The following is a 19,519-nucleotide window of genomic DNA, read 5'->3' on the forward strand; positions in this document are numbered from 1 at the left end:
CCCTTTTCCTTACCGTCGACCGGGCGTGGGTGTCAGCCTTTCATCGCGGCGAGCTCGGACTCGTCCCAACCAGTTCGCATGGCCGAGACGGTGTCGAACCGCATGGTCTGTGCGCCATGGCCCACCACAGGGTCCCATTGCGCCAGCCCGCCATGATTGGGGTTGCCCGTCCGCGCGAAAGCAATCCACGCATCGGCCATCTCGGCCTCCAGCTTGAGGGCCTCGGCATCGCCGCCGGTCATGCTGGCACATCGTTCGGCATTGGCGAAGACATAGGGGATTTCCGCGCAGTGGAAGGCGCGCGGACGCCCGTCCAGCACGGGCGTGCTCCGATCAAAGCTGTAAAGCCATGCCGGGGCACGACGCAGCGCGGCCTTCCCGCTCGCCTGATCGATGGCGGTCTGGCGGATCGGTGCGGTGGCGATGCGTGACCAGATGTCGCAGGGCAGGGCCTCCGGCGTCGTCCGGCGGAACGCGGCCACCACCGCCGCGCCGCGCCCTCCCGTGTAGCGATCAGCCCGGTTCAGCAGCTCCGCCTCGCTCATCGTGAAAAAGTCGGGCTGGTTGATCCCGGTGGTGAACTCGTTGAGGGTCGTGCCGACGATCAGCGGCACATCGGCCGACAGCGCAAGGGACTGCGGTGCGTCGGGATTGGCGGGCAGCACCGCGCCATCCACTACCGGGGTAAAGCCGTAGCGGCCGCGGGTCCGAGCCTCCATAGAGCCGCCTTCGGGCAGTGGCGGATTCTCCCGGCGGAAGATGGCCGAGCTCGCCGCCAGCAAGCGATCATAGGGTAGGGAGTGCAAGGCACGCAGATCGGTTTTGCCGATGCCCAACTCCGCCAGCATGAGTTCCCCCAGCTTACGGGCCTGAGCGTGGGGCGTGGCCTTGGCGAAGGAGCCGCTCTGAACAATCGCACGGTGAAACATGCCGCGCGCGGCGGGCATGGCCATCAACGTCGAAACCTTGGCGCCGCCCCCGGACTGGCCGAAGATCGTGACCCGACCGGGATCGCCGCCAAAGGCTTCGATATTGCGCTTCACCCATTGCAGCGCCGCGACGATATCCAGCATGCCGACATTGCCGGACTGCGCATAGGCCGGGTCCACGGAGGAGAGGTCGAGAAAACCGAGCAGGTTGAGACGTTGATTGAGCGTGACGACCACCACGTCGCCCCGCTGGGCGAGATTATAGCCCTCGAAGGCGGGGACGTCGTGCCCGGAGCCGGCGACAAACCCGCCGCCGTGGAGCCAGACCATCACCGGTCGTCGGGCATTGTCCGTGCCGGGCGTCCAGATATTGATGCGCAGACAATCCTCGCCGTCGAAGCTGTCATTCCACTGGAAAATGAAGGCCTCTTCGTCATTCTGGCGGCCTGTGCCCTTGTCCTGCGGGCAGATCGGCCCATAGGCGAGGCTGCTGCGCACGCCGGTCCAGGGCTTGGCTGGCTTGGGCGGAAGGAAGCGATTGGCGCCGCCGGTCGTGTCGGCATAGGGGATACCGCGAAACATGGTGATCCCGCCCCGCATGAAGCCGCGCACCCGGCCGCTGGCGGTCTCGACATCCGCCATGCCTGTGCCGGTAAGAATGGGACCTCGCCCGCCGATGGCTCCGGGACTCGCCTGCGCCGGTCGCGCCCCGCTGGCTAAGGCACCGGTGGCGACAAGCCCTTGCAGAAGCGCCCGACGACTTGCGCCCTCTCCGCGCGAACCTGTCATGTTCCTCTCCTTGCCCTAAGGTCTTCGCAATCGATTACAGGTTTAGGCCCTTCGCGCGCGGAAGCAAGCCGGGTGAGGCCCACAATCGGGCTGTGCCGCGCTACCCGCTTGATCGTTGGGGAGGATCAGCCCCTGCTACGGCGCCAGCCGGAGAGGCGGCGCAGCAGGCCGCGGTTGCTGAGGGCTTCGAACATGTCGTCCGGCCCTTCGGGGTCGAGGATCTGGTTGTCCGCCAGCCAAGCCTCGACGCCTGTGAGGTCGGGAATCTCATAGGGCACCAGCGTGCGCCGGCGGCTCTTTGCATTTTTCCGGCCCTTGAAGCGGAGCGCCTCGATCGTCTCGATCAGCGATCCGCTGGCGGCTAGCTTTTTCTCGACCTGTGAGATGCTGGCATCGAGATGCTCGGCCAGCAGATCGTTGCGAACCTCCGCGATGGCGGCGCTGCATCCAGAATTGCTCGGCCGCGAGCAGTCCACGGCCACGTCGCATTCCGTATCGAGCCGCAAGGAGCGGGCATTCATGTTGGATGAGCCGACGCGCAGGATCATATCATCCACGATCATCACCTTGGCGTGGACGTAGATCGGCTCCTGATCGCGGGTGACGGGGTGGTAGAGCCGGAACCGGCCATGCTTGTCCCGCCGCCGCAGCGCGGCCACCAGTCGGGCGCGCGCGGTATCCATCGCCAGCGGTTCGAGCCAGCCTTGCGCGGCCTCGGGATTGACGATCACGATCTCTGGCCCGTCCGGCTCGTCCAGTCGCCGGGCCATGGCTTCGGCGATGCGGCGGGAGGCGAAATATTGGCTTTCGGCATAGATCCACCGCTTCGCCCGCCCGATCTGCTCGATATAGAGCTGCTCGATCTCGGTCACCTCGCGCTGATCCGGCATTTTGGGTGCCGTGCGGGCGATGAGAACCTCTACATCCTCGAATTGCACGGGCAGCGCTTCCGGCCAGACGTCATGTTTGCTGCGGATGCCGGCAATGGTCTGCCCGGTCGCCCGCTTCCAGCGGTCGCGCGAATGCTCGCCCAGCGCCGCCGCCGCCGGCCCCTGCAGCGCGGTCGTCGCATCGTGCCAAGGCATGTAGGCCGGCCCTTTGCCGGGGCGATGCCGCTCGGGTTCCTCGTCACGATGCGCGCGCGTGTCCCACCGGTCGCCGGTCATGTCGATCCCGCCGCAAAAGGCGAAGCAATCGTCGATCACGACGATCTTCTGATGATGCGACCCGCCGGTAGGATGATGAGCGTCCAGCTTCACATGGATGCGCGGATGGATGGCCCATTTGGCCACGGTGAAGATGGTCTTGCCCCGGAACAGCGAGCCAATGGCCCCGAGATCCCAGCGCAGCAAATAGACTTCGAGCTCGGGATTGGTCTCGACCAGCCAGTAGATAAGATCGCCGATGGTGGTCGGTTCCGGTCCATCGGGTTGCCCCTCTTCCTGGTGCGCGAGTTCGATCCGCGCGTCGAAGTCCCAGCCGACCAGCATGATGCGCTTGCGGGCGCGGATCATGGCCTGCCGCGCGAACCGGAAATAATCTTCCGCATCGACGATCACGCAGGCTTTCGCGGCCTTGGCGGCGCGCCAGTAATTGCCCTTCATGCCGGCGCGCTCCCCGCGACCCCCGCCTCGACGTGTCGGCGAGAGTGGGGATGTTGGCGGCCTGCTTCGATCATGCTTTCCCCGTTTCAATCGCCATCGGAACCCTTAGGCGTAACGGCTATCATTACGGTTGCAACGCAAAAGGGTGCCCGGAGGCTTCCCACTTTTCGCGCGGATCTGTGCGCGATGGCTCAAGGGGCGCCGGAGTCTGTCCGCCGCGCCGGCGACTCGGCTCGTCCCTGCAACGTTGCTGCTGCGGAACCGGCCGCCTAGCCAGTGCGATCCCAGTTTTCCGGAGCTTTCAAGATGATGACCGTTCGCACCGCCCTGATATCCTGCACAGCGCTTGCGCTGGCGGGCCTTGCCGTCCCCGCGCAGGCAGAAGGGCTGGGGGCGGAGGGCAATTATGCCCGTGCCAATGGGCGCTGGGGTGCCGAATTGGGTGCTGGTTATGCGGTGGACTTTGCAGGCTTCAGCCTCACGCCGGGCGCCGGGGTCTATCTGCGCGATGGCGGCACGGCAGCCTATGGCCGGGTGGAAGCGGCTTACCAGATCCCCATGTCCCTGCGCATCGGCATCGGCGCGCGGATCAGCGGCGAGGAGCCGCGCGTCTATGGCACCGTCGCCATGCCGGTGCTGCCCCGGGTTGCCGTGAAGGGCAATGTCGGGGACCGTTATGTGTCCGTGGGGCTAACGGTCGGCTATTAAGGGTCGACGATGGCGGTTGGCTGACAGCCGAAAGTCGCGCAGAGAGACGACATGCCGACCATCTTCAGCCATGCCGCCCTATCCCTGTTCGCCGGCGGTGCGCTGGGCCGGCGCCGGATTGCGCCAGCCCTTATCATCATCGGTGGTGCGCTCGCTGCCCTGCCGGATCTCGATGTGATCGGCTTTCCCCTCGGCATCGGCTATGCCAGCCAATGGGGGCATCGAGGCTTTACCCATTCGCTGGCGTTTGCGCTCGGCGTGGTCGGCCTGATCGCGCTGGTCTGGCCGCGCGCGGGACGTCCAGCGGCCTTTGCCTTTCTGTTCGCCTGCGCAGTGTCCCATCCTCTGCTCGATATGCTGACCGACGGAGGGCAGGGCGTGATGCTGTTATGGCCGTTCGACCATCAGCGGCTGTTCCTCGACTGGCAGCCGATCCGCGTCTCTCCGATCGGCGCGCGCTTTTTTTCGGCACGCGGGCTGGAGACGGTCTACTCCGAACTGCTGCTGATCTGGCTGCCCGGGCTGGCGATGATGACCGCCGCGTGGTTTTGGCGCCGCTGGCGCCGCCCCAAAGCAAAGTCGTCACAAAATCGCGCATAAAGAAAGGCCCGCGCCGATCGCTCGGGCGGGCCTGTTTCTTTGAGCGCGGAAGAGACCCCGCGCTGCCTCAAAAGCGCTGTTGGCGCTCGTAAAGCGACTTGTAATGCTGGATCCGCGTGACCCGCAGACCCGGCATGCCGGACCGGTCCACCGCGCGCTGCCAGCTGGCGAATTCCTCGAGCGTCAGATCGTAACGCGCACAGGCTTCGTCCACTGTCAGCAGGCCGCCATTGACGGCCGCCACGACTTCCGCCTTGCGACGCACTACCCAGCGGGTGGTCGACGGGGGCGGCAGCGAGTCAAGCGTCAGCGGCTCACCGAGAGGGCCGACAACTTGAGCAGGGCGAATCTTCTGGTTCTCGATCATTCTTTCCTCATTCACCGACGGGGATCGGTCTGACACGGTCTTCTTGCTCATGATGTTGACCCCAAAGCTTTTCACTCCGGCTAACCGCCAGAGTGAACGGCGCCTTCACCATTGGTCCCCACCGCCATGAATGCCGCCACGGATGCATTGAACGATCCCGCCGCGCGTCGCAGCGTTGCGGGGCTCGGTGTGTTCGATGCAAAGATCAGGCTCAGCCGTGACGGCTCATCCGCAAGCACGACCGGAAGATCGGCTTCACGAATGGCCCGGGCCGTCGGTGTCGTATCCTGGCGCGCGGCGTGAACCGTGAGCAGCAGGCGCAGATCCGGAATCCGGGGGCTGCGTCCGCTTGCCAGGGCGACAGGCAGGGCCTGATCATCGAGGTTGGCACTTATGTCCATGGCCACCCTGCTAGCAGCCAAAAGATAAGCGCTCGTAAAGGCCGTGGTGACAGGTTGTTAGGTGAGATTACCGGTGCATAGACCGCGACGGACGGCCTTTACCCGCTGGTCATCGGTTGCGGGTGCTGGTCGCTGCGCCCCAATGCGCTTATATGGCGCCGATGGACGGACTTTTTCAGCTTCCAACGCCTTTGCAGGGCAAGCGCATCGTCGTCGCCATGTCCGGCGGCGTGGATTCCAGCGTGGTCGCGGCGCTGGCCGCACGGTCGGGCGCGGAAACGATCGGCATCACGCTGCAGCTATACGATCATGGCGCCGCCGTGGGGCGGACGGGAAGCTGCTGCGCCGGGCAGGATATTCGCGATGCGCGGGCGGTCGCAGACAAGCTCGGCATCGCGCATTATGTCTTCGATTATGAAAGCCGCTTCCGCGAAAGCGTGATGGACCGCTTCGCCGATGAGTATCTGGCCGGCCGCACGCCCATTCCGTGTGTCCGCTGCAATATGGGCGTCAAGTTCACTGACCTGTTCGCGCTGGCCCGCGATCTGGGTGCAGATTGCCTGGCCACCGGCCATTATGTCCGGCGCGTGGTAGGCCCGGCCGGGGCTGAGCTGCATCGCGCTGTCGATCCCGCGCGGGATCAGAGCTATTTTCTGTTCGCCACGACGCAGGATCAACTCGATTATCTGCGCTTTCCCCTCGGCGGCATGGAAAAGCCGGTCGTCCGGCAGATCGCGGCAGAACTGGGGCTGGGCGTCGCGCTCAAGCCGGACAGTCAGGACATCTGCTTCGTGCCCGATGGCGACTATGCGGGCGTGGTGCGGAAAATCCGGCCCGAAGCCGATGATGCGGGGGAGATCGTCCATATCGATGGCCGTGTGCTGGGGCCGCACAAGGGCCTGATCCATTATACGGTGGGCCAGCGGCGTGGGCTGGAGATCGGCGGCCTCGCAGAACCGCTCTATGTCGTGCGGCTGGATGCCGAGCAGCGCCGGGTGATCGTCGGGCCGAAGGCGGCACTGGCCGTGCGCGCCGCGCGCCTTGACGAGATCAACTGGCTCGGCGGGACGTTCCATGGAAGCTTGAGCGCCAAGGTGCGGTCCATGGCCCGTCCCGTTCCCGCCCGGTTGGATGGCGACCGGTTGCTCTTCGAGAGCGAAGAATTTGGCGTGGCGCCGGGTCAGGCGGCAGTGCTCTACGATGGAGACCGGGTGCTCGGTGGCGGCTGGATCGCGGAAACGGAAGGCGCGGAGATGGCCATCGCATAAGGGCCGCGAGCCCTACCGTGAAACAAAACGTCAACTCCCATGGCTTAGAGGTGAGTGGCGGCTTGCGGAGTGCGTCCATGGCAATTTTGAAAAGGATCAAGGGTCGGGCGAATCGAATCGCAAGGAACCTTTCAGGTCGGGTGGTGGATGTTTTCCATGATCGGGCGATCGATCCCAAAATCGCCCGCTTTCGGGCCTCCGAGCACTTCCAGTCCATGCCGAGCCTGCGGGTTCTCGTGGTCGGCGTTCAATCGAACCGCTCGCCGCAATCGCTCGGCGAAATCTATGGCCGGATGCAAAGCGACCGCCACCGCATCACCTTTGACAGCAAGGGCGTCGATAATCTCGGCAAGCTGGACAACACCAACGTCCTCCTCGCGCGGCATGATCTCAACGCGTTCGACTGGGTGGTGATGACCGATGACGATATCGAACTGCCCGATCAGTTCATGGACACTTTCCTTGCGCTCGCCGAATATGCCGAGCTGAAGATCTGCGGTCCCGCGCAGCGCGGCTATTCTTATTGGAGCCGCGAGATCATGCGCCGTCGCAAGGGCGCGTTGGTGCGCGAGACGAACTTTGCGGAGGTCGGCCCGCTGGTCGCCTTCCGCCGCGAGGTGTTCGACATCGTCTTTCCCTTCCCCTCGCTGAAATACGGTTGGGGCGTCAACACCGTCTGGCCGGTGCTTGCGGAGAAGGAAGGCTGGAAGACCGGGGTCGTCGACGGCACGGCGCTCCGGCACACCAAGCCCATCGGCGCGACCTATGATTTCCGCGAGGCGGCGCGCGAAGCGGAAGAGTATATGAACCGCTTCGGCATCGTCACCGGCGTGCATGTGCTGCATACCTACCGGACATTTTACGAGGCGGGCTGACGATCCTGTGCGCTTTGCCGTGAATAAAACGTCAACTCCCATGTCGTAGGGCGAGTGACGGTTTGCGGGAGTGCGTTCATGGCAATTTTGAAAAGGATCAAGGGTCGGGCGAGTCGAACCGCGAGGAATCTCTCAGGCCGGGTGGTGGACGTTTTCCACGATCGCGCCATCGATCCCAAAATTGCCCGCTTTCGGGCTTCCCAGCACTTCCAGTCCCTGCCGAGCTTGCGGGTTCTCGTGGTTGGCGTTCAATCGAACCGCTCGCCGCAATCGCTGGGCGAAATCTATGCTCGGATGCAGAGCGAGCGACACCGCATCACCTTTGACAGCAAGGGCGTCGATAATCTCGGCAAGCTGGACAACACCAACGTCCTCCTGGCGCGGCATGACCTTAGCGAATTCGACTGGGTGGTAATGACCGACGACGATGTCGAACTGCCCGACCAGTTCATGGACACTTTCCTTGCGCTCGCCGAATATGCCGAGCTGAAGATCTGCGGCCCCGCGCAGCGCGCCTACTCTTATTGGGGGTGGGACATCATGCGGCGGCGCAAGGGCGTGTTGGTGCGTGAGACGAACTTTACGGAGGTCGGCCCTTTGGTCGCCTTTCGCCGCGAAGTGTTCGACATCGTCTTTCCCTTCCCCTCGCTGAAATATGGCTGGGGGTTGGACCCGGTGTGGCCGGTGCTCGCGGAGAAAGAAGGCTGGAAGACGGGCGTCGTCGACGGAACGGCGCTCCGACACACCAAGCCCATCGGCGCGACCTATGATTTCCGCGAGGCGGCGCGCGAGGCGGAAGAGTATATGAACCGCTTCGGCATCGTTACCGGCGTGCATGAGCTGCATACCTACCGGACATTTTGCGAGGCCGGCTGACGATCTAGCGGGCCCGTCCCTCGCCGGCTAGTTAATCACCGGGATGAGGTCGTCCTCATTGGAGGCGGGCGTGTCAGCCACTTCACCGATGCGCAGCATGGCGAAGATGACGCAGCTCAGCACCGTCATCGCGATCAGGATGACCATCAGCCAGGCAAGGCCGCTCGCGCCATAGATCCACGCATAAAGGCTGGCGCCCAGCGCGACCGGCAGGTTGGACAGCGAATTATAGATCGTGAACTGGGTGGCGCCGACCCGCTTGTCGGACAGACGCATCCGCAGCGGGTTGGAACTGATCGACGTCAGAATGTCCGTCGCCTCGCGCCCGATGGAGAGCAACACGAAGACGGTGCCGATCATCGCGACCTCGGGCGAGAGCAGGAAGACCAGCGACATGATCGCATAGCCGGCATAGGTGATGACGGTCGCGCGGCGCGGCCCGATCTTCCCGACGAGGAGGGAGCCGACGCCCATGCAGGAGATCGACACCAGCAGGCCGACCGTGGCGACCATCCCCGAATAGCTGCTGGTGCTGAAATTCGCCTGTGTGGTCGCGAAGACCGGCCAGAAGGCAGTGAATGCCCCGCCCACCGCGCGGCCGAGCACGCTGGCGGCGAGCAGCACCAGACTGTCGCGCTTGATCATCGAGCGGAAGGTGATGGCGAGGATGCGCAGCCAGGGCAGGCCATGGGCGCTCAGCGCCTCGGCCGAGGCCCGGCCTTTTGTCCATGGCAGCAGCTTCTCGCCCGGCCGCTCGCGCAGCACCAGAGCGAGCAGCAGGAAGCCGGCATTGAAGGGCAGGAAGGCGGCAAAGGCGATCGCGGCGCCATAATGCTGGAGCAGATAGCCCCCCATCGCGCCACCAATGGCCATGCCCAGCGCCTGTCCGCCGAACATGAAGGCGCTGGCCGTTCCCTGTTCCTCATCTGGAAGGATATCGACCGCGAGGCCATCGACCGCCACGTCCTGAATGGCGCCGCCGGAGAAGATCAGCACGCCGAGCACGGTGATGAGGCCGAGATCCTGCGGCCCCGGTGCGGCAATCGCGGCGACGGTGAGGCCGATCAGGATGACGGCCTGTGATCCGATCAGCCAGGCGCGTCGCCGCCCCATTGGCAGATAGGCGTAACGATCCATCAGCGCCGCGCCGATGAACTTGAAGCTCCACGGCAGATAGGCGGTCGCCACCAGCGAGGCGATGGCGGCAGGCGGCATCTGGTTAGAGGCAAGCCAGGCTGCCACCGCCGTCAGGAAAAGGCCGAGCGGCAGCCCTTGCGCCACATAGAAGGTCATCATGCTGCCGATGCGCAGCCGCTTGCTCTCGCTCAATATCAGGCTGATGACGCGTCCCCTGCGGCTTGATTGTCCGGCCGCTCAGGATGCTAGAGACTCATCGGCAAAGTGCAATGGCCTGGCTGACGACCCTGCCGGCAGGGCGGTCAGCGAGTGGGGCGCGACATGACCTGCGCATTGCCGTCCGGCTGGACCATGATGAGATGAGCATCACCCTGATCGCACTGGGCGCGCCAGGTGGGCACGCCGCCTTCCGGCTCGAGCCGCTCGACCTTCGTGACGTCGCGGCAGGAAATATCGGCATCGCGAATGGCGCGCAGGAAGACCGCCTGCTGCTGCGTTTCGGAGAGATTTTCGATGGCCGCGACATGGTCGATCGCGTTGGCGGCGTTGTCCATCGCATTGCGGGCCAGCGCGGCATTGTTGGCTGCGCCTGCGCTATTCTCTTGGCTGGCGCCGCCGCCACAGCCAGCGAGCGAGAGCGTGGCCAGGCCGATCAGGAAAACACGCATGGGTCTATCTCCGGGGCGTTCTTGCTGGGGCGGGCATGATAGGCCGGCGCGACCGCGATTGCGACCCTTATCGCCGGCTTATGGCGCGCTCAGCGCGCGAAGAGCGCCTTGAGCCACTTGTCGAGCACCGGCGTGGCGGGATAATCCGGGTCGCCCAGCCGGCGATTGATTTCCATGTGGCCCTGCAGGCCTTTGCCCTCGAACCGGTCGATCTGCACCGGCGTTCCGGCCTTGCGCAGAGCCTCGGCCAGCGCGCGGGCCTGCGCGGTGCCATCCTCGCGGTCGACATGGAAGATGAGGAAGGCCGGCGCATTGGGTGCGGCGGCGTGCAGCGTCGGAGAGAGAGCCTTCTGCCGGGCCGGATCGTTGCCGAAGGCCTCCGTGTAGGTCTTGCCCATGATGCGCGGCCCGGACTTCATTTGGGCCGGCACGTCATATGCGGCGCCATCCAGCGCCACGATGCCGGCGGCGGCATCTGGTGCCAGACCGGCCTCGCGCAGATAGCGCGGGTCCGTGCCCACCAATGCGACGAGATGCGCGCCCGCGCTATGCCCCATCAGCACGATCCGCCGGGGGTCGATGTTCAGCTTGTCCGCGTGGGCGATGACATAGGCGAGGGCGCTGGCCACATCCGCCGCTTGCTGCTCGACCGTCGCCTGCGGCACCAGCCGGTAGTCGATGGAGGCGAGCGCATAGCCCTGCGCCGTCAGATGCGCGACCTTGCGCTGGCCCGTGGCATTGGTCTTGTTGCCATGCTGCCATCCGCCGCCATGCACGAAGATGACGAGTGGCACCGGCGCGGACCTCTGCCCAACAGCGGGCCAGAAGGCGAGGGTCTGCGCCGGGTCGCGCCCATAGGCCATTTCGCGCCCGTCCACCGTCTTGTCGGCTGCGATATCCTGCTGCATCCGCCCGGCCATGCGCTCGCGAATGCGATCGCGCAGGCTTGCATCGGCGGGCAGGCTGGTAACACCGACCGTGGCCACGATTGCGGCGATGAGCGTGACGCCATGTAAATGAGAGCGAATCATGAGCCTGACTTTCGAAAACGTCAGGCCTTTTGATTGGGAACTTTGCCTTACAATGCGATGAACGGAAGTTTGCTGCTGGTGAATGGTCCCATCTCCTGACATGCCTGCTCGCCGCACCTGCCTTGACGGAAGGTCCATCGAGCGGCTAACGGGCGCCCCGGACCGGGTGCGATGGCGCGCCCGCTTTGATCCAGTCCGACCACCGAGTCCTGTCGAAGGGTGGTCGCGATCCGCCCGGCAGGCGGAGACGTGTATCCATGGCAAATGTAACCGTGATCGGCGCCCAGTGGGGCGATGAAGGCAAAGGCAAGATTGTCGATTGGCTGGCCAGCCGCGCCGATTGCGTCGTGCGCTTCCAGGGCGGTCACAATGCCGGGCACACGCTCGTCGTCGGCGAGCAGGTCTACAAGATCAGCCTCGTGCCTTCGGGCATCGTCACGGGTACGCTCTCCATCATCGGCAATGGCGTGGTGCTCGATCCCTGGGCGCTCAAGGCCGAGATCGAGAAGCTGCAGGGTCAGGGCGTGCATGTGACGCGCGACAATTTCGCCGTCGCCGACAATTGCCCGCTCATCCTGCCGATCCACCGCGATCTTGACGGCCTGCGCGAGACGGCCGCCGGCAAGGGCAAGATCGGCACCACGGGCCGTGGCATTGGTCCGGCTTATGAGGACAAGGTCGGTCGCCGTGCGATCCGGGTCTGCGATCTCGCTCATCTTGATTCGCTGGAGCCGCAGCTCGATCGGCTGTGCGCCCACCATGACGCGTTGCGCGCCGGCTTTGGCGAGCCGCCCATCGACCGGGCCAAGCTGATCGCCGATCTGCGCGAGATCGCGCCGTTCGTGCTGCAGTTCGCCGAGCCGGTGTGGAAGCGGCTGCGCGATGTGCGCAAGGGCGGCAAGCGCATTCTGTTCGAGGGCGCGCAGGGCGTGCTGCTCGACGTGGACCACGGCACCTACCCGTTCGTCACCAGCTCCAACACGGTGAGCGGTACGGTCGCCTCGGGCTCCGGCATGGGGCCGAGTGCGGCTGGCTTCGTGCTCGGCATCGTGAAGGCCTACACCACCCGCGTCGGCTCCGGGCCGTTCCCCACCGAGCTGGTGGACGAGACCGGCGAGCGCCTCGGCCAGCGCGGCCATGAATTTGGCACCGTCACGGCCCGCAAGCGCCGCTGCGGCTGGTTCGACGCGGTGCTGGTCCGCCAGACCTGCGCGCTTTCGGGCGTCACGGGCATTGCCCTCACCAAGATCGACGTGCTCGACGGGTTCGAGACGATCAAGATCTGCACCGGCTACCGGCTGAATGGCGAAATCATCGATTATCTGCCCGCGCACGCGGCCGATCAGGCCGCCGTCGAGCCGGTGTATGAAGAGATGGACGGCTGGGAAGGCACCACCGTCGGCGCCCGCTCCTGGGCGGACCTGCCGGCGCAGGCCATCAAATATATCCGCCGCATCGAAGAGCTGATCGAATGCCCGGTCGCCAGCGTCTCAACCTCGCCACAGCGTGAGGACACGATCCTGGTGCGCGATCCGTTCGAGGATTGAAAATTAACCCGTTAGCGCGTGGGTAGAGGTTCCCAGTGGTTAGGGGGCCTCTACCCATCCATTCGCCCTGAGCTTGTCGAAGGGCTGTTCTTCTGGTCTTGGGCTAGTCGGGCGATTGTCTCCCAATCGCTGCGAATGAGGGCCATTTTCTTCGCTCGAGACCAGCCTTTCAGTCTTCGCTCCATTTCCAGCGCCTCAATCCGGGTTGAGAACTGCTCAGACCAGACCAGCTTCAACGGTCGCCGGTGTTGCGTAAACCCAGCAATTTCGCCGGATTGGTGCTGATTGATACGACGCTCAATATCATCGGTATGGCCCACGTAAAATGCGCCGCCATAACAATGCAGCATGTAAACCCAGAACGACATGAAGCCATTTAGAAGGAAGGACGGCCCTTCGACAAGCTCAGGGCGAACGGCAGAGACGCCGATGTCTGTGCTAAAACCCCTCAGAAAAGCAGATAGAGCAGGATGATGATGGGAATCGGGATCCCGATCAGCCACAGCAAGATGCCTTTACCCATGTCATCAGTCTCCTTCTTGTCTCCTTGACCAATGCCTCGCGCGCCAATCCGTTGCCTTGATGGGCGAATGCGGCCCGCAATTGCAGTTTCGCGCGTGAGGGCCTAAAGCGCGCCGGCTATGAGCCGCTCCATCACATTCGCCATTCCCAAGGGACGCATTCTCGAAGAGGCCCTGCCGCTGCTGGCGCACGCGGGCATCGAGCCCGAGGCGGAGTTCCATAAGAAGGAAAGCCGGGCGCTGCGGTTCGCGACCAATGTCGAGGGCCTGTCCATCATCCGCGTGCGCGCATTCGATGTGGCGACCTTCGTCGCGCATGGCGCAGCCCAGGTCGGCATCGTGGGGTCGGACGTGATCGCCGAGTTCGGCTATTCCGAGCTTTATGCGCCGGTCGATCTCGATATCGGCCATTGCCGCCTGTCCATCGCCGAGCCGGCCGATGCCGTGCCCGAGGTGCTGGGGGCTGCCAGCCATGTCCGCGTCGCGACCAAATATCCGCATCTCACCCGCGCTCATTATGAGGCGCTGGGGGTGCAGGCCGAGTGCGTGAAGCTGAATGGCGCGATGGAACTGGCGCCCTCGCTCGGGCTGGCGCGGCGGATCGTCGATCTCGTCTCGTCCGGCGCGACGCTCAAGGCCAATGGCCTCGTTGAAACCGCGAAGATCATGGACATTTCCGCGCGGCTCATCGTCAACCGGGCGGCGATGAAGATGCGCGCTGCCGAGCTGGTGCCAATGGTCGAGCGCTTCCGCGCTGCCGTGGAGGCCAGCCGTGCCGCTTGAGTTGGATGCCCGTGATGCGGGGTTCGCTGCGCAGTTCGAGGCGCTGGTCAACGCCCGGCGCGAGGCGGATGAGGATGTCGCACAGGCTGTGCGCGATATCGTCCGGCGCGTGCGAGGCGAGGGCGACGCAGCGCTGGCCGACCTGACCGCGCGGTTCGACCGCTTCGATCTTAATGCGCAGGGCTGGTCGATCAGCGCCGAACAATGCGCGCAGGCCTATGCGCACATCGACGCGCCGCTGCGCGATGCGCTCAACCTCGCCGCCGAGCGGATCGCGACCTATCACGCGAAGCAGAAGCCCGAAGATGCCGGCTGGACCGACGAGGCCGGCGTGCGGCTCGGCGCGCGGTGGAACGCCGTGGAAGCGGCGGGCATCTACGTGCCGGGCGGGCTGGCTGCCTATCCCAGCTCGCTGCTGATGAATGCCATTCCAGCCAAGGTCGCCGGGGTCGAGCGCATCGTGATGATGTCGCCGACGCCGGGCGGGCAGCTCAATCCCGCCGTGCTGGCGGCGGCGCACATCGCCGGCGTGAGCGAAATCTGGCGCGTCGGCGGTGCTCAGGCCGTGGCGGCGCTGGCCTATGGCACGGAGCGGATCAAGCCGGTGGACGTCATCGTCGGGCCGGGCAATGCCTGGGTCGCGGAAGCCAAGAGGCAGGTTTACGGCGTGGTCGGCATCGACATGGTGGCGGGGCCGAGCGAGATCGTGGTCGTCGCGGACGGCAAGAACGATCCCGAATGGATCGCCGCCGATCTGCTCAGCCAGTCCGAGCATGACGAGACCAGCCAGTCGATCCTGTTCACCGATGATGCGGCCTTTGCAAAGGCCGTGGCTGCGTCGGTCGAGGGCTGGCTCAATCGGCTCGAAACCGGCGCTCGCGCGCGGGTGAGCTGGACCAACAATGGCGCGATCATCCTAGTGCCGGACCTTGAGGCCGCGCTGCCGCTGGTCGACCGGCTGGCGCCCGAGCATCTCGAACTGGCCGTGGACGATCCGCAGCCGCTGTTCGACAAGGTGCGCCATGCCGGATCGGTGTTCATGGGCCGGATGACGCCGGAGGCAATCGGCGATTATGTCGCCGGGCCGAACCATGTGCTGCCGACCGGGCGCCGCGCGCGCTTCTCCTCCGGGCTTTCCGTGCTGGATTTCATGAAGCGCACCAGTTTCCTGCAGCTCGATGCCCGCGCCATCGGCGCCATCGGCCCGGCAGCGCTGGCGCTGGCGCAGGCGGAGGGGCTGCCGGCCCACGCGGCCAGTGTGGCGGTGCGGCTGAAATAGACAGACCCGATGCAGAGGCGCGCGGAACGGGATGGTGAAATCCCGTATCCATCGCGCGCCCGAACCGATATGAAGGACGCAATGAAGCCAACGAAATCAAAGTCCCGCTCTGCGGCGCGGCTCGCGGCCGTGCAGGCGCTCTACCAGCAGGAGATGGAAAGCACGCCGTTGCCGCTGCTCCTCCATGAGTTCCATCAGCACCGCCTTGGCGCAACCATCGAGGACGTGACCTATCACCCCGCCGAACAGGCTTTCTTCGATGATGTGGTGAAGGGCGTGGACGCGCGCCGCGACGAGATCGACCAGCATATCATCGACCGGCTGGCCAAGGGCTGGTCGATGGAGCGCCTCGACAAGCCGATGCGGCAGATCCTGCGCGCCGGCACCTATGAGCTGCTGGCCCGCGCCGACGTGCCCACGGCGAGCGTCATCAGCGAATATGTCGATGTCGCTCACGCCTTCTACGACAAGCGAGAGGCCGGCTTCGTCAACGGCCTGCTCGACGGCATCGCCAAGAGCGTGCGCAGCTAAGATGAGCGCGGAGGCGGACCTTCTCCGCCGTCTGCGCGCCATGGCGAGCGACCCCGCGGCGCGCGGCCTGATGGACGATGTCGCGGTGATGCCCACCATGGGGCAGCAACTCGTCATCACCAGCGACACGATGGTCGAAGGCGTGCATTTCCGCGCCGACGATCCGGCCGAAACCGTTGGTTGGAAGCTCGCGGCGGTCAATCTCTCCGATCTCGCCTCCAAGGGCGCGGTGCCGGTCTCCTGCCTGCTGAACTATGGACTGACCGGTCAGCCCGGCTGGGACGAGGGGTTCCTCGATGGGCTGGGTCGAGCGCTGCGCAGCTTCGGCATGCACCTCATCGGCGGCGATACCGTAAAGCTGCCGGCGGGCGCGCCGCGCGTGCTTAGCCTGACCGCCATGGGCGAGGTGCCCGCGCATGAACAGGTGCCGGCACGCACCGGCGCGCGACCGGGCGACCGCTTGTTCGTCTCCGGCCCGATCGGCGATGCAGGAGCGGGTCTCGCCTTGCTCGATGAAGGGCTCAAGGAGCCGGCGGAACTGATCCGTGCCTATCGGGTGCCAACGCCGCATATCACGCTCGGGCAGACGCTCTCGTCGCAGGCGCATGCGATGATGGACGTCTCCGACGGGTTGCTGATCGATGCGCAGCGCATGGCGCTGGCCAGCGACTGCGCGGTGGAAATCAATCAGGTGCCGCTGTCGGACGCCTATGTGTCGCTGCGCGGGAACGGCATCGAGGCGCGGCTGGCTGCTGCGACGGCCGGCGATGATTATGTGCTACTCGTTGCCTTGCCCGGCACGCTGGCGCCGCCGCGCGGACTGCTGGAGGTCGGGCGGTTCAAGCACGGCGACGGGTTGACGGTGCGCCTTGATGGCAAGGCAGTGCCGTTGCCGGCGCGGCTGGGCTACGAGCACGGTTAGAAGGGGGTGACGGTCGCTCTCGTCCGTTCGTGCTGAGTAGGCTCTGAGTAGCGCGGTGGCGCGTATCGAAGCATCGCGCCGCGAGCAGTCCTTCGATACGCCATTTCGACAGGCCCAATGGCTACTCAGGACGAACGGATTAGGGGAGTGCGGCCGTTGGGCGGATCGCAAGGCCGGCGACCTGTTCGTGAGCTGTTACGGCCTTATTCCTGGCCCCGTTCGTGTCGAGGCCTTCGACTGCCCGTAGGGCGGGCGCTCAGGATAAACTTCAGCTGTAAGCTGAAGTCGACACACAGCAGGGCGGCGCTTGCGGCATCTCGACTTCGCTCGATGCGAACGGACGCGTAGCCCCGATCCCGCCCCTCCTTTTAACCGCTTGACGGCACGGGAGAGCGCTTTACCTTCCGCTCCAAAGCCGAACATGGGCGGTCAACGCCCGGGCACCGTCACAGGGGAGAACGCGATATGACCTCGGTCTTGATCGCCATTGGTTGCGGCCTGCTTGCCGTGATCTATGGTCTGGTGACCAGTCGCCAGGTGCTGAGCGCGCCGGCCGGTAGTGCCAGGATGCAGGAAATTGCGGGTGCCATTCAGGAAGGCGCCAAAGCCTATCTCGGGCGACAATATACCACCATCGCTATCGTCGGCGTCATCGTCGCCATCATTCTCTTCTTCACGCTCGGTCTGCTCTCCACCGTCTCGTTCCTGATCGGTGCGGTGCTCTCGGGCGTCGCCGGTTATGCCGGCATGAACATTTCCGTGCGGGCCAATGTCCGCACCGCGCAGGCCGCGAGCGAATCCCTGCAGGGCGGGCTGACGCTGGCCTTCCGGTCCGGCGCGGTGACCGGCATGCTCGTGGCGGGCCTCGGCCTGCTCTCCATCGCCGGGACGTTCTGGTATCTGACCGGTCCGGGCGGCCTCGCACCCAATGATCGCTCGATCATCGCCGCGCTGACGGCGCTGGCCTTCGGTGCCTCGCTCATCTCCATCTTCGCGCGGCTGGGCGGCGGCATCTTCACCAAGGCGGCCGATGTGGGCGCCGATCTCGTCGGCAAGGTCGAGGCCGGTATTCCCGAGGACGATCCGCGCAATCCGGCGGTCATCGCGGACAATGTCGGCGACAATGTCGGCGACTGCGCCGGCATGGCCGCCGATCTGTTCGAGACCTATGTGGTGACGCTCGGCCTCACCATGGTCTCCATCGCGCTGCTGGTCGATGCGCCGTCTGCGCAACTCATGGCGCTGATGTCACTGCCGCTGGTCGTCGGCGGCATCTGCATCATCACCTCGATCATCGGCACCTATTTCGTGCGGCTGGGCAAGTCGCAGAACATCATGGGTGCGCTCTACAAGGGCTTCTGGATGACGGCGGTGCTCTCGGTCGGCGGCATCTGGTACGTCACCTGGCGCGTGCTGGGCGACATGGATATGGCGATCGGCGCGGGGCTGGATGGCACTGGTGGCTATACCGGCATGGCGCTTTTCTGGTGCATGCTGATCGGCCTGATCGTCACCGGCCTGCTGGTGTGGATCACCGAATATTACACCGGCACGAACTATCGACCGGTCAAGTCCATCGCCAAGGCGAGCGTCACGGGCCATGGCACCAATGTGATCCAGGGTCTGGCGATCAGCCTGGAATCGACGGCGCTGCCGACGTTGGTCATCACCATCGCGGTGATCGCAACCTACCAGATCGCCGGGATTATCGGCGTGGCCTTCGCGGCTACCTCGCTGCTGGCATTGGCCGGGATGGTCGTCGCGCTCGATGCTTATGGTCCGGTGACCGACAATGCCGGCGGCATCGCGGAAATGGCGGGCCTGCCCGATGATGTGCGCCACCGCACCGATGCGCTCGATGCGGTGGGCAACACCACCAAGGCGGTGACCAAGGGCTATGCCATCGGTTCGGCGGCGTTGGCGGCGCTGGTGCTGTTCGGGGCGTACACAGCCGATCTCGAAATCTACTTCCCGGACATCGCGGTCGATTTCTCCCTGAGCAATCCCTACGTCATCGTGGGCCTGCTGCTGGGGGCGTTGCTGCCCTATCTGTTCGGCGCATTCGGCATGACGGCCGTGGGCCGGGCGGCGGGCGCGGTGGTCGAGGATGTGCGTGAGCAGTTCCGCAGCGATTCGGGCATCATGGCGGGTACGTCCCGGCCCAATTATGCCCGCACCGTGGACATCGTGACCAAGGCGGCGATCAAGGAAATGATCATTCCCTCGCTCCTGCCGGTGCTGACGCCCATTGCGGTCTACTTCATCATCACCGCGGTGGCCGGGCAGGCGCAGGGCTTCGCGGCGCTGGGCGCGCTGCTGCTTGGCGTGATCGTTTCTGGGCTGTTCGTCGCTATCTCGATGACGAGTGGCGGCGGCGCCTGGGACAATGCCAAGAAATATATCGAGGATGGCCATCATGGCGGCAAGGGCTCCGAGGCCCACAAGGCTGCCGTGACGGGCGACACGGTCGGCGATCCCTACAAGGATACGGCCGGTCCGGCGGTCAACCCGATGATCAAGATCACCAATATCGTGGCGCTGCTTCTGCTCGCCGCACTGGCGCACGGGGCGATGTAAAGATCCCGGCGCACAATCCCGGAAACGGGAGAGGAGGAAAGCCCGTCCGGATCCTGTCCGGGCGGGCTTTTCACGTCTTGGCCGATGGGCCCTCTCCGCGATGCTG

The 19,519-nt window shown here is 65.0% G+C and carries 19 protein-coding genes; 11 read left to right on the plus strand and 8 right to left on the minus strand.

Annotated elements, in window-relative coordinates; translation table 11 throughout:
* Positions 1 to 32: 32 nt before the first annotated feature.
* Together M2334_RS02620 and M2334_RS02625 are read right to left on the minus strand one after the other, a co-directional pair.
* Positions 33 to 1,718, minus strand: coding sequence for a carboxylesterase/lipase family protein (locus tag M2334_RS02620; RefSeq protein ID WP_264593783.1), 1,686 nt, complete (start codon positions 1,716 to 1,718; stop codon positions 33 to 35).
* A gap of 125 nt (positions 1,719 to 1,843) precedes the next feature.
* Positions 1,844 to 3,322 carry a phospholipase D-like domain-containing protein gene (locus M2334_RS02625; RefSeq protein WP_264604718.1) on the minus strand — a complete coding sequence of 493 codons (1,479 nt, stop codon included), beginning with the start codon at positions 3,320 to 3,322 and terminating at the stop codon, positions 1,844 to 1,846.
* A gap of 309 nt (positions 3,323 to 3,631) precedes the next feature.
* Between M2334_RS02625 and M2334_RS02630 the strand changes: the two genes are divergently transcribed.
* Together M2334_RS02630 and M2334_RS02635 are read left to right on the plus strand one after the other, a co-directional pair.
* Positions 3,632 to 4,030, plus strand: coding sequence for a hypothetical protein (locus M2334_RS02630; protein ID WP_413716456.1), 399 nt, complete (start codon positions 3,632 to 3,634; stop codon positions 4,028 to 4,030).
* Between the two features lie 51 nt (positions 4,031 to 4,081).
* Entirely contained in the window at positions 4,082 to 4,630 is a 549-nt protein-coding gene (locus tag M2334_RS02635) for a metal-dependent hydrolase (RefSeq protein ID WP_264604720.1), read from the plus strand.
* A 67-nt stretch (positions 4,631 to 4,697) separates the two neighbouring features.
* Here the strand turns inward: M2334_RS02635 and M2334_RS02640 are convergent, their stop codons facing one another.
* Together M2334_RS02640 and M2334_RS02645 are read right to left on the minus strand one after the other, a co-directional pair.
* Positions 4,698 to 4,997 (minus strand): DUF1153 domain-containing protein, encoded by a 300-nt coding sequence (locus M2334_RS02640; RefSeq protein ID WP_181561284.1) that lies wholly within the window; start codon positions 4,995 to 4,997, stop codon positions 4,698 to 4,700.
* 80 nt (positions 4,998 to 5,077) lie between these two features.
* Positions 5,078 to 5,398, minus strand: coding sequence for a hypothetical protein (locus M2334_RS02645; protein WP_181558526.1), 321 nt, complete (start codon positions 5,396 to 5,398; stop codon positions 5,078 to 5,080).
* A 161-nt stretch (positions 5,399 to 5,559) separates the two neighbouring features.
* On the opposite strand from M2334_RS02645, the gene mnmA reads away from it, so the two are divergent.
* The 3 genes from mnmA to M2334_RS02660 all read left to right on the plus strand — a co-directional run bounded on the left by mnmA (position 5,560) and on the right by M2334_RS02660 (position 8,417).
* Entirely contained in the window at positions 5,560 to 6,666 is a 1,107-nt protein-coding gene (mnmA, locus tag M2334_RS02650) for a tRNA 2-thiouridine(34) synthase MnmA (protein ID WP_264604721.1), read from the plus strand.
* 143 nt (positions 6,667 to 6,809) lie between these two features.
* Positions 6,810 to 7,541 (plus strand): hypothetical protein, encoded by a 732-nt coding sequence (locus M2334_RS02655; protein WP_264593788.1) that lies wholly within the window; start codon positions 6,810 to 6,812, stop codon positions 7,539 to 7,541.
* Between the two features lie 144 nt (positions 7,542 to 7,685).
* Positions 7,686 to 8,417 (plus strand): hypothetical protein, encoded by a 732-nt coding sequence (locus M2334_RS02660; protein ID WP_264585836.1) that lies wholly within the window; start codon positions 7,686 to 7,688, stop codon positions 8,415 to 8,417.
* Positions 8,418 to 8,444: 27 nt separating this feature from the next.
* Here M2334_RS02660 and M2334_RS02665 read toward each other — a convergent pair whose 3' ends face one another.
* The 3 genes from M2334_RS02665 to M2334_RS02675 all read right to left on the minus strand — a co-directional run bounded on the left by M2334_RS02665 (position 8,445) and on the right by M2334_RS02675 (position 11,142).
* Positions 8,445 to 9,746 carry an MFS transporter gene (locus M2334_RS02665; protein ID WP_264604722.1) on the minus strand — a complete coding sequence of 434 codons (1,302 nt, stop codon included), beginning with the start codon at positions 9,744 to 9,746 and terminating at the stop codon, positions 8,445 to 8,447.
* A gap of 110 nt (positions 9,747 to 9,856) precedes the next feature.
* Positions 9,857 to 10,222 (minus strand): hypothetical protein, encoded by a 366-nt coding sequence (locus M2334_RS02670; protein WP_264604723.1) that lies wholly within the window; start codon positions 10,220 to 10,222, stop codon positions 9,857 to 9,859.
* 89 nt (positions 10,223 to 10,311) lie between these two features.
* Positions 10,312 to 11,142 (minus strand): alpha/beta hydrolase, encoded by an 831-nt coding sequence (locus M2334_RS02675; RefSeq protein WP_264606023.1) that lies wholly within the window; start codon positions 11,140 to 11,142, stop codon positions 10,312 to 10,314.
* Between the two features lie 368 nt (positions 11,143 to 11,510).
* Between M2334_RS02675 and M2334_RS02680 the strand changes: the two genes are divergently transcribed.
* Complete coding sequence (locus M2334_RS02680) at positions 11,511 to 12,800, plus strand: adenylosuccinate synthase (RefSeq protein ID WP_181558533.1); 1,290 nt, start codon at positions 11,511 to 11,513, stop codon at positions 12,798 to 12,800.
* Between the two features lie 50 nt (positions 12,801 to 12,850).
* Here the strand turns inward: M2334_RS02680 and M2334_RS02685 are convergent, their stop codons facing one another.
* On the minus strand, positions 12,851 to 13,303 hold the full coding sequence (locus tag M2334_RS02685; protein ID WP_264604724.1) for a GIY-YIG nuclease family protein: 453 nt from the start codon (positions 13,301 to 13,303) through the stop codon (positions 12,851 to 12,853).
* Between the two features lie 138 nt (positions 13,304 to 13,441).
* On the opposite strand from M2334_RS02685, the gene hisG reads away from it, so the two are divergent.
* From hisG to M2334_RS02710, 5 genes are all read left to right on the plus strand, one after another.
* Positions 13,442 to 14,104, plus strand: a complete 663-nt coding sequence (hisG, locus tag M2334_RS02690; RefSeq protein ID WP_181558534.1) for an ATP phosphoribosyltransferase — start codon at positions 13,442 to 13,444, stop codon at positions 14,102 to 14,104.
* On the plus strand, positions 14,094 to 15,383 hold the full coding sequence (gene hisD / locus M2334_RS02695) for a histidinol dehydrogenase (RefSeq protein ID WP_264604725.1): 1,290 nt from the start codon (positions 14,094 to 14,096) through the stop codon (positions 15,381 to 15,383). The genes hisG and hisD overlap by 11 nt, the downstream gene beginning before the upstream one ends.
* A 69-nt stretch (positions 15,384 to 15,452) precedes the next feature.
* Positions 15,453 to 15,914: a transcription antitermination factor NusB gene (gene nusB, locus M2334_RS02700; RefSeq protein WP_413716426.1), complete on the plus strand. Its 462-nt coding sequence runs from the start codon at positions 15,453 to 15,455 to the stop codon at positions 15,912 to 15,914.
* Position 15,915: 1 nt separating this feature from the next.
* Complete coding sequence (gene thiL / locus M2334_RS02705; RefSeq protein ID WP_264593791.1) at positions 15,916 to 16,836, plus strand: thiamine-phosphate kinase; 921 nt, start codon at positions 15,916 to 15,918, stop codon at positions 16,834 to 16,836.
* Positions 16,837 to 17,301: 465 nt separating this feature from the next.
* Entirely contained in the window at positions 17,302 to 19,413 is a 2,112-nt protein-coding gene (locus M2334_RS02710) for a sodium-translocating pyrophosphatase (protein WP_264604726.1), read from the plus strand.
* Positions 19,414 to 19,519: the final 106 nt, after the last annotated feature.

It is taken from the genome of Sphingobium sp. B11D3D (assembly GCF_025961755.1).
GTDB lineage: Bacteria > Pseudomonadota > Alphaproteobacteria > Sphingomonadales > Sphingomonadaceae > Sphingobium.